The sequence below is a fragment of the Alistipes putredinis DSM 17216 genome (genome assembly GCF_000154465.1).
GTDB classification, from domain to species: Bacteria; Bacteroidota; Bacteroidia; order Bacteroidales; family Rikenellaceae; genus Alistipes; species Alistipes putredinis.
In genome coordinates this window covers 52,131-66,944 of the sequence record NZ_DS499577.1, presented here as the reverse complement: position 1 = coordinate 66,944, position 14,814 = coordinate 52,131, and the positions used below count along the sequence as shown (strand labels likewise).

Genomic DNA, 14,814 nt, shown 5'->3' with positions numbered 1-14,814 from the left:
GGAGGAAACTCGCATCTCCTCCTCCCGACATCCGGCTTTTTCAAGCACCCCTCGCACCGGTTACGCACCGCTGTCGTGCCGGGGCAATCCCGCCCCTGCCGAAGCTACTCTTCGTCCGGTAAATCGGCCGCCTGCAAAGTCCGGGCAGACTGTTGTTTCTTGGTCGGAATTCCCAGTTTGCGAAGCCGCTCCCCGCAGCGGACGATGTTGTCGTTACCGGTGCAAAGCCGCTTGTAGGCATCGTTGTACTTGTCCCGGGCGGCGTCGAGCGACTGTCCCACCCCTTCGAGCGAAGCGGTGAAAGCCACCAACTGCTCGTAGAGTTTCGTACCGTAAGTAACGATGTCGGCCGTATTCTTATTCTGTGCGTTCCGCTTCCAAAGATCGTCCACCAACTTCAGTAAAGCGAAAAGATTGGTCGGCGAAGAGATGATGACTTTCTTGTCGTAGGCATCGGCCCAGATGGAGCTGTCGTTTTGCAGCGCCGCCAGAAACGCCGGTTCGTTGGGAATGAACATAATGACGAAATCGGGCGAATCGAGCAATCGCTGGTACTCCTTGCGACCCAGTTCGACGACGTGCTGCCGCACCGACGCGACGTGCGACGCAAGATACTGGCGCCGGGTCGCCTCGTCCTCGGCCCCGACGTATCCGACGAATGCCGTGAGCGACACCTTCGAGTCGATGACGATCCGTTTGCCTTCGGGCAGATAAAGCACCACGTCGGGCCGCAGGTTGTTTCCCGCTTCGTCCTTGATATTGAGCTGCGTATCGTAATGTACGCCCCGGATCAGGTTCGAATTGTCGAGGATCGTTTCGAGGATCATCTCGCCCCAGTCGCCCTGCACTTTGGAATTGCCCTTGAGCGCGTTGGTCAGGTTGGTCGTTTCGGTGGTGATGCGGCGATTGAGTTCCATCAGGCGTTCAAGCTCGTTGCGCAACGCCCCCCGCTGTTCGTTCTCGGAGGAGTAGATCTTCTCGACCCGCTCGCGGAACTCCACGATGTTATCCCGGAAAGGTTTCAACAACACGTCGAGCGCTTCGCGGTTGGTCTCCTTGAAAGTGCGCGACTGTTCGCCCAGAATGTCATTGGCGAGGTTCTTGAATTGGGTCCGGAAAGTCTCCTCCATCTTTTCGCGTTCGGCACGTGCCTCGGCCATTCGCTGTTCGGCCGCCTCCAGACGGGCCTGCGCCAGCGTACTCCGCTCGACCAGGGTGCGGATTTCGATTTCGGCGGCAGCGGATTTCTCTTCGGACACCCGGCGCGACTCCTCGGCCAGGCGGCGAGCTTCGTCCGCAGCAGCCCGTTCGTCCGACAAACGGGCGTTATCCCGACGCAGGGAGAGCAAAAGCAAACCCAGCACGGCGCAAACGACGCCGAGCGACAATAAAACGACAACGATTCCGGTATTCATGACAGCAACAAAAATAACAAAAGATGCAAGCAATCGTACGGGCATGCACACAAAGATTGCCGAACCGCATCCAATCTTTAACAAAGATAAGAATAAGTCAAATGCAAAAGCAAATTTATTTACATTTTATAATAGAGGCAAAGAACCTAAAAAATATAATCTAATTTATTTTCGAAACAACATTGTAAAATCATTTTTTATCCATATATTTATTCTGAAATTATTCTTTAACCAAAAAAATGCTCTATGATGAACTTTGCTTCCATGAAGTTTTTCCTGGTAGGATTGACTTTGACAGCCATGCTCTCTGCATGTAGTGATGACGAAACATCAGACCTTATCCCCGAACCGAGCATCTCAATTTCTGCTTTAGAAAGTGAAATCGGGGCACTGAACTTCTCGATCAACGTGGAAAATGCCGAGCAATGCGCTTACGTCTGCATGAACGCGAACGAATCGCTCCCCACGACTGCTGATGAAATTTTCGCAACCGGAACGAGCATTAAACTCACGGACAAGAACAAACTTTCGATCCGAGTTCCCGTCGACAAGCAGATTACATATGCCGTTATCGCTGCAGCTGCGAACCAGACGGGCAAGACAATTTCCAACAAATTACAACTTACCCCGCTCAAAGACGAAGACCCAGGGACGGAAGATCCCGAACCGAAACCGGAGCAAATCGATATCACTTTTTCAACAGGAGAATTACTTTATCTGCCTAACGGCATGCTACTAATTAACCTGTTCGAAACGGACAACACAAGTGTTTATCAGACCCAAATCAAACTTGAAGGTATCGAAAACAACGGCGCCTAGAGAAACGGCAGCCGCCTGCTTGCAGAAGACCTTTATAAAACAGTATCCTCCTCTTATCTGATAGACATCGAAGGGAATAGCGACATTGACGACAACCTTCCTGCAGGGACATTGGTCAAAATTGAACGAGGCACGGCAAACACTGTAATTCTGACCATTACAGGCACATTATCCAAAAGCGAAACCAAGTTTACCGGTCGATTCTCCGGCATACTCTCGCACGAGATGGAGTTAAAGAACTATTCTCTCAACAATGTGGTATTCGACGAAACCGGAGGGGCCAAATGGAATGCCGAAAAGAAGACAATCGCCCTTCCGCTACGCAGTTCTGCTCACCCCGACCTGAAACAGTTCTCGCTGGTATTCCATTCCGAAACCGAAACGCTCGCAACGGGTAACTACCCAATCAGCGAAAATGGAGAAGCAGGAACCGTATCGTTGGCCAAAGCCTATTTCGCCAACGCTCCCGTTTACATCAACGGTACACTCGGCCCGTCGGAAATCGGCTACAAAACCGGCTCGATAAAAGTTGAAGTGAGTCCGGAAACCAACGAATACACGCTCACAATCGACGCCCGTGATTCATACGATATTATCTATCAGGAAAACGCGTCGGCACAAGTCGTTTACGGAAGCACGCTGACTGGGTCGTTCCAAGGTTCTATAGGGGAACAAGGAGGAGGCGAAGATCCCGAGGAGCCTCAATATAATGTATGGCAAGACACCTATTCAAATACTCCAGCCGTAGTTTCATACGGACTTACGTCAGATTTGGAAGGTTACGAGCGTTCCTATATTGGACGTATTGACCTTCAACCCGACACCGAAGGAGAAGCCAACATGCGCCTCTTCTTTATTAATCGTGCTCCGGATGCATCGGCCGCAGGCTTCGATCCCACACAGATCGAGTTCATTCCCGGCTACTCATACGCCACGCTCGGACAGGATTTGGACGATCCCATATTTCCGTATGTACTCATGGAAGGCGACCTGAATCTGTCTTATGACAGCGGAAGCCAAAAATGGACGCTCCACTACGAAGGCTTCTTCGTAGCTCCACTCGGACACAAAATCAAAGTAATAGCTGACTATGTCGGTCCGATGGACGGCTTCACTGCTTTGTAAACAGACACAAGTAATCTATATTTTCAGCCGTCTTCTTTAATGACGGCTGAAAATATTTCCAACAAAAAAACACCAAGCCATGAAACATATATCAAAAAACATAAAGCACAGACTTCTTTATATCAACATGCTATTCTTGTGCGGAATCCTGTCAGGCGCTTGCAACAAGGAAAATGAGCCGGACATAACTCCTCCATCCGAAGGAGAGCAATCCAATCCCGTCGAAATGACTTTCACATTCGATGTCCAAACCTTGAGTCCGAATGCAGCCGAGATTTCCATCACACCATCAGACAATACACAAACATGGTATTGGACTCGTGCTACCGACAAGGAATTTACAGACGCAAATAAAAATAAAGACGCTTTATTCAAAGATATGCTCGAAAGCGACATTGAGTACGGCATTCAGGAAGAAGGATTCGACCGAGCCGGTGCCGTAGCCGACATCACCCACACAGGACCATTCAACAACACGCTCCAAAGTCTTTTCGGATCGACGACCTACCATCTGTTGGCCGCTGCGATCGACAAGGAGGGTAACCCGCTTTCGGAAGTCTCCCAATACACATTCGAAAGCCAGAAGACTCCGGTATCCCTAAATACATTCTCAATCAAGATTCCCGACGAAGACGTCTCTTATGCATCAGCCAAAATCTCGATTACTCCCACCAATCAGGATCCCTACACTTGGTTTATAGCCGTTTCATCACAAGGGACTCCAGAGGAACTCGCCGACGCCTATATCGATGCGAACGGAATTCTGATGAACACAGGACTTTACGATATTTACACGGGATCGCAAATCCGCACAATAAACGCACTGGACCCAAACACGTCTTATTCCGTCGTGGTATTCGGTTACCAAGCCGGTCGTACAACCAGTGTTGAGTCGGCTTCGTTCCAGACTATTCCGGCTGGCGACCCCTCCGAAACAGTTTTTGAATTCAGCATCGATCCCGCTAAATTGACGGCCCGTAGCGCGGAAGTTTCCGTCACACCCAGCGACCCGAGCGTATTATACTGGTATGAGCTCTTACCTGCCGAAAAATACGCACAATACGGATCGAATGAAGAGACCGTACGCGCTTATCAGCAACAGATATTCACGACTTACGAGGAACAGGGCTACACGATCGGAGAGATCGTTCGCGGATTCTGTGCTCGTGGTGCGGTCACCATGTCTTTCGGCCCGGAAAGCCCTGCCGGACTCCTCTCTCCGGAAACGGAATATATCCCGTTCGCTGTCTGTATGAACTTCGATGGCACGCTGGCAGGTGAAGTCTTTGTCGGCGAGAAATTAACGACACCAAAAGCAACCGTTTCGTCCGCTTGGGCCAAAGCTTGGATGCGGGCTTATTACGACTGCGACCAACTGGCTCTACTCGATCCCGAATTAAGTTCATTAGCCGGCAAGAACCTGCTAGCCATAGACATCGAAATCAGCCATAGCTCCGACGCGGCCCACTGGTATTTCCTAGGTTTGTCGGCCGACTACACCGACAAAACCAAATATCCCGAAGAAGAGATGTTATCAGCTATTTTGACAAACGTCAGCACGGAAGCGACACTCAAAGACGAAACGTCCACACTGATTCTCTTCCCGGCCGACCAGCAAGGCACATTCCTCTCGATGGCCGAAGATGCCTCTGGTAACTATAGCGAAATAGAGAGAGTATTGATTGGGCCGCTCTCCAAGGAAGGTGCATCACCTATTCCTATGTCCAGTTCGATGTCGCTTTCGAACATGCAGACCAACATTCCTTTAACAAATGCATATTTCCGCACGGGTACCAACGTACAGACGGAATGGCCGGATTACATATATCGTCTTCAGAATACCGTCGAGCCGATATCGGTTCGTTAAAACCGGCGACAAGCATTGCAACAGAAAAAAGTATTTTTCGGAACGAGAAGAGAGAGGCAATGCCTCTCTCTTCTCGTTCCTGTTCAACAGAATCCCTGTAAAACCAGCATAACAACTAAAATAATTACAACAAGACTGTCCGTAATACAAAGCATAAACAGACCGGAAATATTACAACGCCAAACAACTACAAATAAATTCCCCTGCCCGACATCCTCATTCTATTTCGAATTTACTATCTTTGCCAAAAATAACAAGGTATTTTGGGTAAACTCTACTCCAAAATTGTCTTTGTTTCTATTATTCAGTTTTAAGAATCTAAAACCATGCAACGAATCATATCCCCCTCGATGCTGTCGGCCGATTTCGGCCACCTGGAACGCGATACGCAGATGATCGACCGAAGCGCCGCCGAATGGGTGCATATCGACGTCATGGACGGCGTATTCGTCCCTAATATCTCGTTCGGATTCCCGGTGATGAAAGCCATCCGCAAGGCCACGTCCAAACTGCTGGACGTACATCTGATGATCGTCGAACCCGAAAAATACGTCACCCGCTTCGCCGAGGCAGGCGCCGGAATCGTCACCTTCCACTACGAAGCCACGCTCAATCCCAAAGGGTGCATCGACCTGATCCACCGCGCTGGCGCCAAAGCGGGCGTTTCGATCAAGCCCGCCACGTCGGTCGAAGTGCTGCGCGACATCGTACCCCTGATCGACCTGGTGCTCGTCATGAGCGTCGAGCCGGGTTTCGGCGGACAGTCTTTCATGCCCGACTCGCTGGAGAAAATCCGGGAACTGCGTGCCATGATCGACGAAACGGAATCTACCGCAGTGATCGAAGTCGATGGCGGCATCTCTGCCCATAACTCGCGCCTGCTCTTCGACGCCGGAGCCGACGCTCTGGTCGCCGGCAGCGCCGTCTTCGGCGCCCCGGACCCGCAGGCGGAGATCGAGAGAATGTTGCAGAGCTAACCTCCGACTCCTTTCACCCAAGCACCTACTTCCGGCAAGCCGGGCGTTCCGCACGCACGGAAAATCGCAGAAAACGAAACCATGATCTCTTTAGACAACCTCACCGTCAGCTATGGCGGCTGGACGCTTTTCGACAACATATCCCTGCTCATCAACCCCAAGGACCGCATCGGCCTGGTCGGTAAGAACGGCGCCGGTAAAACGACTCTGCTGCGTCTGATCGTGGGCGAACAGCAGCCCACCTCGGGTTCGATCTCCTACAACGGCGAATGCACGATCGGCTACCTCCCGCAGCAGATGCGCGTAGCGGACACTACGACACTCGTCGAAGAGACGGCCAAAGCCTTCGACGAAGTGCTGAAGCTCGAAGCCGAAATCGCCCGCCTCACCCGCGAAATCGCCGAGCGCACCGACTACGAATCGTCCGACTACGAATCGCTGCTCCACCGGCTGAACGAAGCGACCGACCATTATCACATCCTGGGCGGCGATACCCGCGAAGCGGACATCGAGAAGACGCTGCTCGGTCTGGGATTCAAGCGTAGCGACTTCCAGCGTGCCACGAGCGAATTTTCGGGCGGCTGGCGCATGCGCATCGAGCTGGCGAAACTGCTGCTGCGCCGGCCCTCGATTTTCCTGCTGGACGAGCCGACCAACCACCTGGACATCGAGTCGATCCAGTGGCTCGAGGATTACCTGAAAAACTACAACGGCGCGGTGCTGCTCATCTCGCACGACCGCGCCTTTCTGGATAACGTGACCACCCGTACGGTGGAGATCTCGCTGGGCAAAGCCTACGACTACAAAGTCCCCTACTCCCGATACGTCGTGCTGCGTGCCGAACGGCGGGCGCAGCAGATGGCCGCTTACGAAAACCAGCAGCGGATGATCGAAAAGACCGAGGAGTTCATCGAGAAATTCCGCTACAAGCCGACCAAATCGAACCAGGTGCAGTCGCGCATCAAGCAACTCGACCGTCTGGAGCGTATCGAGGTCGAGGAGGAGGATCTTGCCACGCTCAACATCAAGTTCCCGCCCGCCCCGCGTTCGGGACAGATCGTCGCAGAGATCAAGGAGGCCGGGATGTCGTTCGGCTCCAAACATGTCTTCAGCGGAGCGAACTTCACCATCGAACGGGGCGACAAGATCGCCCTGGTAGGCCGCAACGGAGAAGGCAAGACCACGCTGGCCCGGATGATCGTGGGACAACTCACGCCCACCGAAGGTTCGATCCGCGTGGGAGCCAACGTAAACATCGGCTATTACGCACAGAATCAGGAAGACCTGATGAACGGCGATTTCACGGTTTACGACACGCTCGACCGCGTAGCCGTCGGCGACGTGCGCACACGTCTGCGGGACATTCTCGGCGCCTTCCTGTTCCGGGGCGAGGACATCGACAAGAAGGTCAAGGTACTCTCCGGCGGCGAACGCGCACGACTGGCGATGGCCCGTCTGATGCTGGAGCCTTACAACCTGCTGATCCTCGACGAGCCGACCAACCACATGGATATGCGTTCGAAAGATATTCTCAAGAACGCCATCATGAAATACGACGGTACGGTGATCGTCGTCTCCCACGACCGCGAGTTTCTCGACGGCATGGTTTCCAAGGTTTACGAATTCCGGAACGGCGGCGTACGCGAATACCTCGGCGGCATCTACTACTTCCTCGAAAAACGCAAACTGGAATCCTTGCAGGAGGTGGAGCGTAAGGACGCTCCCGCGAAAGAGGCGGCGCCGAAAGCCAGCTCTTCGGGCAAGCTGACCTACGAACAGAAGAAAGAGCAGGAAAAACTCCTGCGCAAGCTCCGCAAGGCGGTCGAAACGATCGAAGCATCGCTGGCCGATCTGGAGAAGAAGATCGCGGATTACGACCGTAAATTCGCCGAAGCGACCCAATACAACGAAGCCGACTACAAGGCTTACAACGAGTTGAAAGCCGAATACGACCACCAGATGCACGAATGGGAGAAGGCGTCGTACGAACTGGAAATCACCGAAGGAGAGTAACGATCGGAGCCGGAAGAAAGCCAGCAGCACCATGAAAGCACTTATCCTCAACGGATCGCCCCATCCGCAGGGAGTTGTCGTCCAGGCGCTCCGCACCGCTGCCGACACCTTGCGGCAGGCCGGAGCCGACATCGAATGGATCGATGTTTACCGCACGGAGTTCCGCCCCTGCACGGGTTGTATGCAGTGCCGCGCGACGAACGTTTGTCCGCTGCCCCGCGATGCGGCCCATGCCGTCGGCGAACGGATCCGGCAGGCCGGCCTGCTCGTGGTGGGGACTCCGACCTACTGGGGCGGTATGTCAGCGCGGCTGAAGATGCTCTTCGAGCGGCTCGTTCCGGTTTTCATGGGCGAATCGGCTCTCGGCCTTCCGCAGCCCCGGCAAAAAGGCAAACGTGCACTCGTCATCGCTGCCTGTACGACGCCCTGGCCTTTCAACATCCTCGCACGGCAGAGCCGGGGTGCCGTCCGTTCGGTCCGTGAAATATTGGGTACGGGAGGGATGAAAGTCCGGACCTGCGAAATCCCCGGCACCCGGAAAATGAACGGCAAACTTTCCGAAAAGGAGGCCCGGCGAATCACCGCACGCACCCGCAGAATCGTTCGAAAAATAGAATAAAACTTTTGGCGACATCCGATTCGACTGTCCGGATAAAGAACACCGAAAAGCATGATTCCGGGCCCGATCCGAAAAGCCGCACGACAAAAAGACAAAAAAAATCAACTAACGAACCAACCAATACCATGACGGAAAACCTTGTATTCGGCATCCGCCCCGTAGTCGAAGCGATCGAAGCGGGCAAACAGATCGAAAAACTCTACATTCGCAAAGGCGCCGAAGGGCAGTTGATGACCGAACTGCGCGACCTCTGCCTGCGGCATCGCATCCGCACACAGGAGGTTCCCGTCGAGAAGCTCAACCGCCTCACGCGCGGCAACCACCAAGGCGTCGTCGCCCAGATCTCCCCCATCGGCTACGTCGAACTGAACGACATTCTGGAACGGGTGCCCGAAGACGAGACGCCGCTGATCGTCCTCTTCGACGGCGTGACGGACGTGCGTAACTTCGGAGCCATCGCCCGCTCGGCCGAATGTGCCGGAGCGCACGGACTGATCGTACCGCTGAAGAATGCCGCTCCCGTCAATTCGGAGGCGATTCGTTCGTCGGCGGGTGCACTGACCGCCATTCCCGTCTGCCGCGTCGGTTCGATCCGCAACACGCTCAAAGCGCTCCAGGCAGAAGGCTACCAGGTGGTAGGTGCTACGGAAAAAAGCCGCAAGCTGCTCTACGACGCGGATTTCCGCAAGCCTACGGCACTCGTTATGGGCGCCGAGGATACGGGCATTTCGAAAGAGGTGCTGAAGCTCTGCGACGAACAGCTGGCGATCCCGATGATCGGCAAGATCGAGTCGCTCAACGTCTCGGCGGCAGCGGCAGTACTGCTGTTCGAAATCGTACGTCAGCGAATCGGTTAATCCTGCCCTCCAACCTCTCGACACGATGTCCCTGCTGCGCGACTTATTCGACCTGTTCCGCTCCGAGCCGGATCATCCGGCAACCCGGAATCCAAAATCGAAGCCCGCGACCAGAAAACCCGCCCGCAGGCAAAAGACGATCGTCCATCCGATAGTCGGAGAGGTGACCCTCTCGCAAAGCCGCCGGGCACGGCGGATCTCACTCTGCGTAAGGCCTTCCGGCCCCGTCCGGCTCTCCTACCCTTACGGCGTCTCGACCGCCCGGGCTTTGGAATTTCTGGAAAGCCGCATCGAATGGATTCAGACAGCCAGGGATCGAATAGCCGAACGGCTCGCCCAGCAACCTCCACGCCCCACCCTTTCGCCCGAAGAAGAACTCCGCCGGCGGGAACAGTTGCGGCGCGAAGCGATGGTTGTACTACCGTCCCGCGTAGCGGAACTCGCAGTGCGAACCGGTCTGCAATACCGTTCGGTAACGATCCGGGCCACCCGCTCCAAATGGGGCTCCTGCAACGGGCGCAACGACCTGTCGCTGAGCCTGTACCTGATGACGCTGCCCGAACATCTGCGCGACTTCGTCATCCTCCACGAACTCTGCCACACCGTCCACCACGACCATTCCCCCCGCTTCCATGCGCTGCTCGACCGGCTGGTCGGGGGTAAAGAAAAACTCCTCAACAAGGAGCTGAGGAGTTACAGGGCCTATTGAGTAAAAATTCACGATCGAATCTTCAACCGCTCTTTTTCTCTTCTCATCCGAAGCAGAAATTCGATATAAAGCCACTCGCACACAAATACAAAAGAAATAAGAGGAACCGCAGGCAGCTCCTCATAATGACGGGTAAAAAGCTGACAGATCATCCAACCGACAAGGTAATCTCCGAAAAGAAACAGTCCTATCCAAAATATCAGATCAAAAATCGAAGGGCTATTCTCCCGAATATACTCCCGTTTCAGCCGCAGACACTTCGCGTAATCGATCTTCAGTATTTTTACTTTCAATATCTCGCCGAAGTGCAGATAGTCGAGTTCTCTCAATTCATAATATTTTCCGGCCTTTGCCCGGCTAAATTTATATGGATGACCCGATAGGCAAACGAAAGCCCTTTCCCACAGAATTTTACAAAAACCTCGATACAGCCGATCTCTTCGGCCGCGATCCGCTTTCGGACAAAAAGCAACGGATAAGATACGGTAAAACCCGCCTCATCGAACGTGAACGTACGAATACGAAGAAATGCGAAGATAATAGCGGCCCAGAGAACGACAGGCATTAAACCAAAACACCAGTCTGCCCCCGAAAGCAGATCCTCACCTTGCGCGAGATCCGAATAACAAAGAGCGAATATAACGATCAGGCTCCAAAGCAGAGTGATATAGGCCATAAAAATATAAGACCCGATCGTTATTCTACGCAACCGGGTACGCATTCCCTTCTATAATTCAGAATAACTTCTTTTTCGACCGGGTGACGACGAAATCCTTCAGGTAGAAAGGCTCGAAGTACGCGATATCCTCCGTGCGGCCCGCATCGAGCGCCTCCTGTGCCAGCCGCGCAAGCCCTCGGGCAGAAGGCGCCACCTGGATCAGCGTCGCATCGGGCAGCAATCCGGCACATTTGGCCGCACCGTTTCCGAAAATCACGAAAGGACGTCCGTCTCCGCGCCATGCCGCGAAACTCTCCGCCGTAACGACCTCGGCGGATACGTCCGAAAGAGGAGTTCCCGCAGCATCGAATACCCGGGTATAAACCTCCATGCGGCGGGCGTCCACCATCGGGCAGAGGCACGCCTCCTCCCAGCGATCGACCGAGAGAATCCCCGCTTCGTAATCCTCTTTCGCAACTTCGGTCAGGGCATCCAGGGAACCGATCGCCACCAGCGGGATCCGCAACCCGTAGCACAGTCCCTTAGCGAACGAAACGCCGATACGCAGCCCCGTATAGGAGCCGGGCCCCTTGCCGACAGCGACGGCATCCAGCTCTTCGGGAGCGATCCCGGTCTGCGACAGCAATTCATCGACGAAAACTCCGACCTGGCGGGCGTGGTCGCGCCCCTGATCGCTCTCCCGGAGCGAGATCAACTCCCCGTCCCGGGCCAAACCGACCGAACAGATGTCCGTGCCGGTTTCGATACATAGAATAAGTGACATATCTTTTTTCTTTCGTTTTTCAATCCAAACACCTCCGGCAGACCTTCGCACCGACATTGTCGCCCCCTCCCTGAAGCGAACGGGAAGCGGAATGATCGCCGAAGTCCGCCCCTCGGGATGCGAACCGTTTCTCCGATCCGAAAAGCCGCCGCAGGGAAACCGCTCCCTGCAAAGCGTTTCGAATAGCCGTACGATCCGATTCCACCCGACAGCAGGCAGCGGCAGGACGATCGGCCCCGGGATGCTCTCCGAGGTTACGCCCGATATTTCTTCATCGCCTTGTCCATCTCGCGCTTGGCGTCGTTCTCCTTGAGGTACTCGCGCTTATCGTAGGCCTTGCGCCCCCGGGCCAGACCTACGACGACCTTGGCCAGCCCCCGCTCGTTGAGAAAGAGCCGCAAGCCCACCACGGTCAATCCCCTGTCCTGCAATGCCCGCTGAATCTTGTTCAACTCCTTGCGGTTGAGCAGCAGTTTGCGGTCGCGGCGGGGAACATGATTGTTGCAGGTCCCCCAACCGTACTCGGCGATATTCACGCCCCGAATCCAGAGTTCGCCCTTGTCGAAATAACAGTAGCTGTCCGTGATCGACGCCTTGCCCAGCCGTACGGACTTGATCTCCGTACCCACAAGCACGATGCCCGCGATCCACTCCTCGATAATTTCGTAATCGAAGGTCGCGCGTTTGTTCCGTATGTTAATATTCTTATAATCGGCCATATCCAATTTCTCTGTTTTTCCGCCGGAACCTCTGTTCGGGAACCGACGATCCGGCACCATATTTGATTAATCAACCGCAGAGGGTGTCCGGGAAAGATAACTAATTCTTTTATCTTTGTAGAAGATAGGATGCGGCTCGGCAATCTTTGCGTGCAAACGCGCATGACTGCTCTCGCCTTTGACTATCTTTGATATGTTTTACACATCTTTCTGTTTATTTTCTGTTTGCACACGGTATGCATAGTGATACGTGTACGCCCGGACCCCTCTTTTTACAGAATCAACCGATGCAATTTCCGGGCAATCGAAACCTTTCCCCTGTTCAGGTTCGACAGCCGCTGCATAATGTCCTGCATCTCGTCGTCCGTAAGATTCTCGTCCTGAAGTTTTTCACGAAGCTCCCGCGACATCCGCTCGATCACCTTCGACTTGTAGAGCGTCACGGCCTTCGGCACTCCGACAGCCAGCATCTCGGCATCGCTCTCGACATGGACCTCCTTGCGCCGCCACAATTCGCTCGGAACGTAATGATCCTCCGAAGTAAGGATATCCACCGACACGTTACACACCTCCGGATCGGAGTGATTGATAAAGTGGTGGATCGGCACCTCGACCCCCAATCCCAAAGCGCACCACTGTTCGCGGTAAACCCGCAGAATCTCATTGAAGACCCGGTTCTGGAACTCCAAACCGTCGGCGTCCAACTCCCCGAAAATTACCTCGGCGACATTATATTGAACGACATTCCGGCCCTCCTTGAAATCGAACGAACAATGACCGTACTTGAGCAGATAACGCGTCAGCTCCCGTTCGAGCGCTTCGGCACTGCTGCCCCCGGTCACCTGTCCCGCAAAAACCGTTTCAGGGCGCTGCGCAGTCTGCTCGGCACGAAAACGGGCGCTCTGACGCCGCACGAACTCCTCGGCTTCGCGGTCGCCCGTGGAAGCCATACGCTTGCGCCCCACTTCGGCAATCAGCAGGTTCTCGTCGATGTCCATGATCCGTGCGCACTCCTTGATATAGACCGAGCGCTGGATCGGGTCGGGAATCTGCACAATGGATTGCACCATGTCGTTAATCAACGCCGCCTTCTTGATCGGGTCGCCGGCAGCATCCTTCAACAGTAGCTTGGCCTTGAACGTCAGGAAATCCTCCTCGTTGGCCCGGATATACTCCTGCACCTCCGCAGCCGTATGGGTTCGGGCGAACGAATCGGGATCGTCTTCCGGCGGAAGCAGCACCACACGGACATTCATCCCCTCGCGCAGAATCATGTCGATTCCCCGCAGCGAAGCGTGAATACCCGCCGAATCACCGTCGTAGATCACCGTGATATTCCTGGTAAAACGTCCGAGCAGGCGAATCTGTTCGGTCGTAAGGGATGTACCGGACGAAGCCACCACATTCTCCACCCCCGCCTGGTGCATCGAAATCACGTCGGTATATCCCTCGACCATGATCGCGAAATCATACTGCTGGATCGCTTTCTTGGCGAAAAACAGGCCGTACAGCTCGCGTTTCTTGCTGTAAATCTCGCTTTCGGGCGAATTTTGGTACTTCGCAACCGACTTGTCTGTACGCAGCGTGCGACCTCCGAAAGCCACCACGCGGCCGGAAATGTTATGCACGGGGAACATCACCCGCTCCCGGAAACGGTCGAAGAGCGAACCGTCGTCGCGCTTGATCGAAAGTCCGGTCGAAACCAGAAACTCCTCCTTATAACCGGCAGCCAAAGCCGCCCAGCTCATTCGGTCGCCCCTGGCGGGACAGAATCCGAGCCCGAACTTCTTGATCGTCGCATCGGAAAATCCCCTCTTCTGCCGGAAATAGGTCATGCCGACACTCATCCCTTCGGTTTCATGGAGCAGGTAATTCGAAAAATACTCCGCCGCCCAACTGTTCACGACGAACATACTCTCGCGGTTGTCGTTGCGGGCGACCTCCTCGGGCGTCATCTCCTTCTCCCGCACTTCGATACCGTAACGCTTGGCCACGGCTTTCAACGCCTCGGGATAAGTCATATTCTCGTGCTCCATCAGGAAAGTGACGGCATTGCCGCCCTTGCCGCAGCCGAAACACTTGTAAACCCCCTTCGAAGGCGATACGACGAACGACGGGGTCTTCTCGTTGTGGAACGGACAACACGCCTGATAATTGACACCCTTTCGTTTGAGCGTCACGTATTCGCCGATAATATCCACGATATTCGCAGCGGCGTAAATCCTATCTATTGTTTCCCGGTCGATCATCTT

The 14,814-nt window shown here is 54.3% G+C and carries 13 protein-coding genes; 8 read left to right on the top strand and 5 right to left on the bottom strand.

The window, feature by feature from the left end; all coding sequences use genetic code 11:
* Positions 1-104 precede the first annotated feature (104 nt).
* Entirely contained in the window at positions 105-1,415 is a 1,311-nt protein-coding gene (locus ALIPUT_RS00405) for a DNA recombination protein RmuC (RefSeq protein WP_004327559.1), read from the bottom strand.
* Positions 1,416-1,661: 246 nt separating this feature from the next.
* On the opposite strand from ALIPUT_RS00405, the gene ALIPUT_RS00395 reads away from it, so the two are divergent.
* From ALIPUT_RS00395 to ALIPUT_RS00360, 8 genes are all read left to right on the top strand, one after another.
* Positions 1,662-2,234, top strand: a complete 573-nt coding sequence (locus ALIPUT_RS00395) for a hypothetical protein (RefSeq protein WP_004327557.1) — start codon at positions 1,662-1,664, stop codon at positions 2,232-2,234.
* Between the two features lie 225 nt (positions 2,235-2,459).
* A complete protein-coding gene (locus ALIPUT_RS00390; RefSeq protein ID WP_187117655.1) occupies positions 2,460-3,359 on the top strand; it encodes a hypothetical protein in 900 nt (299 codons plus the stop codon).
* 226 nt (positions 3,360-3,585) lie between these two features.
* A complete protein-coding gene (locus ALIPUT_RS00385; RefSeq protein ID WP_147554491.1) occupies positions 3,586-5,226 on the top strand; it encodes a hypothetical protein in 1,641 nt (546 codons plus the stop codon).
* A gap of 326 nt (positions 5,227-5,552) precedes the next feature.
* Positions 5,553-6,203: a ribulose-phosphate 3-epimerase gene (gene rpe, locus ALIPUT_RS00380; RefSeq protein ID WP_081443347.1), complete on the top strand. Its 651-nt coding sequence runs from the start codon at positions 5,553-5,555 to the stop codon at positions 6,201-6,203.
* Positions 6,204-6,284: 81 nt separating this feature from the next.
* Positions 6,285-8,216: a ribosomal protection-like ABC-F family protein gene (abc-f, locus tag ALIPUT_RS00375; protein ID WP_004327553.1), complete on the top strand. Its 1,932-nt coding sequence runs from the start codon at positions 6,285-6,287 to the stop codon at positions 8,214-8,216.
* 31 nt (positions 8,217-8,247) lie between these two features.
* Positions 8,248-8,835, top strand: a complete 588-nt coding sequence (locus tag ALIPUT_RS00370) for a flavodoxin family protein (protein WP_004327552.1) — start codon at positions 8,248-8,250, stop codon at positions 8,833-8,835.
* A gap of 125 nt (positions 8,836-8,960) precedes the next feature.
* Positions 8,961-9,692 (top strand): 23S rRNA (guanosine(2251)-2'-O)-methyltransferase RlmB, encoded by a 732-nt coding sequence (rlmB, locus tag ALIPUT_RS00365; protein ID WP_004327551.1) that lies wholly within the window; start codon positions 8,961-8,963, stop codon positions 9,690-9,692.
* Between the two features lie 25 nt (positions 9,693-9,717).
* Positions 9,718-10,401 (top strand): M48 family metallopeptidase, encoded by a 684-nt coding sequence (locus ALIPUT_RS00360; protein WP_004327550.1) that lies wholly within the window; start codon positions 9,718-9,720, stop codon positions 10,399-10,401.
* 325 nt (positions 10,402-10,726) lie between these two features.
* Here the strand turns inward: ALIPUT_RS00360 and ALIPUT_RS00350 are convergent, their stop codons facing one another.
* From ALIPUT_RS00350 to dnaG, 4 genes are all read right to left on the bottom strand, one after another.
* Entirely contained in the window at positions 10,727-11,077 is a 351-nt protein-coding gene (locus ALIPUT_RS00350) for a hypothetical protein (RefSeq protein WP_004327548.1), read from the bottom strand.
* 58 nt (positions 11,078-11,135) lie between these two features.
* Positions 11,136-11,843: a tRNA (adenosine(37)-N6)-threonylcarbamoyltransferase complex dimerization subunit type 1 TsaB gene (gene tsaB, locus ALIPUT_RS00345; RefSeq protein WP_022460687.1), complete on the bottom strand. Its 708-nt coding sequence runs from the start codon at positions 11,841-11,843 to the stop codon at positions 11,136-11,138.
* Between the two features lie 254 nt (positions 11,844-12,097).
* A complete protein-coding gene (smpB, locus tag ALIPUT_RS00340) occupies positions 12,098-12,562 on the bottom strand; it encodes an SsrA-binding protein SmpB (protein ID WP_022460686.1) in 465 nt (154 codons plus the stop codon).
* A gap of 272 nt (positions 12,563-12,834) precedes the next feature.
* Positions 12,835-14,811, bottom strand: a complete 1,977-nt coding sequence (gene dnaG / locus ALIPUT_RS00335; protein WP_004327544.1) for a DNA primase — start codon at positions 14,809-14,811, stop codon at positions 12,835-12,837.
* Positions 14,812-14,814: the final 3 nt, after the last annotated feature.

Bases quoted from the DNA above. Each gene is read 5' to 3' on its own strand.
- ALIPUT_RS00350 (WP_004327548.1), bottom strand. From the start codon at position 11,077: ATGGCCTATATCACTCTGCTTTGGAGCCTGATCGTTATATTCGCTCTT.
- rpe (WP_081443347.1), top strand. From the start codon at position 5,553: ATGCAACGAATCATATCCCCCTCGATGCTGTCGGCCGATTTCGGCCAC.
- abc-f (WP_004327553.1), top strand. From the start codon at position 6,285: ATGATCTCTTTAGACAACCTCACCGTCAGCTATGGCGGCTGGACGCTT.
- dnaG (WP_004327544.1), bottom strand. From the start codon at position 14,811: ATGATCGACCGGGAAACAATAGATAGGATTTACGCCGCTGCGAATATC.
- rlmB (WP_004327551.1), top strand. From the start codon at position 8,961: ATGACGGAAAACCTTGTATTCGGCATCCGCCCCGTAGTCGAAGCGATC.
- ALIPUT_RS00385 (WP_147554491.1), top strand. From the start codon at position 3,586: ATGACTTTCACATTCGATGTCCAAACCTTGAGTCCGAATGCAGCCGAG.
- ALIPUT_RS00370 (WP_004327552.1), top strand. From the start codon at position 8,248: ATGAAAGCACTTATCCTCAACGGATCGCCCCATCCGCAGGGAGTTGTC.
- ALIPUT_RS00405 (WP_004327559.1), bottom strand. From the start codon at position 1,415: ATGAATACCGGAATCGTTGTCGTTTTATTGTCGCTCGGCGTCGTTTGC.
- ALIPUT_RS00390 (WP_187117655.1), top strand. From the start codon at position 2,460: ATGGAGTTAAAGAACTATTCTCTCAACAATGTGGTATTCGACGAAACC.
- tsaB (WP_022460687.1), bottom strand. From the start codon at position 11,843: ATGTCACTTATTCTATGTATCGAAACCGGCACGGACATCTGTTCGGTC.
- ALIPUT_RS00395 (WP_004327557.1), top strand. From the start codon at position 1,662: ATGATGAACTTTGCTTCCATGAAGTTTTTCCTGGTAGGATTGACTTTG.
- ALIPUT_RS00360 (WP_004327550.1), top strand. From the start codon at position 9,718: ATGTCCCTGCTGCGCGACTTATTCGACCTGTTCCGCTCCGAGCCGGAT.
- smpB (WP_022460686.1), bottom strand. From the start codon at position 12,562: ATGGCCGATTATAAGAATATTAACATACGGAACAAACGCGCGACCTTC.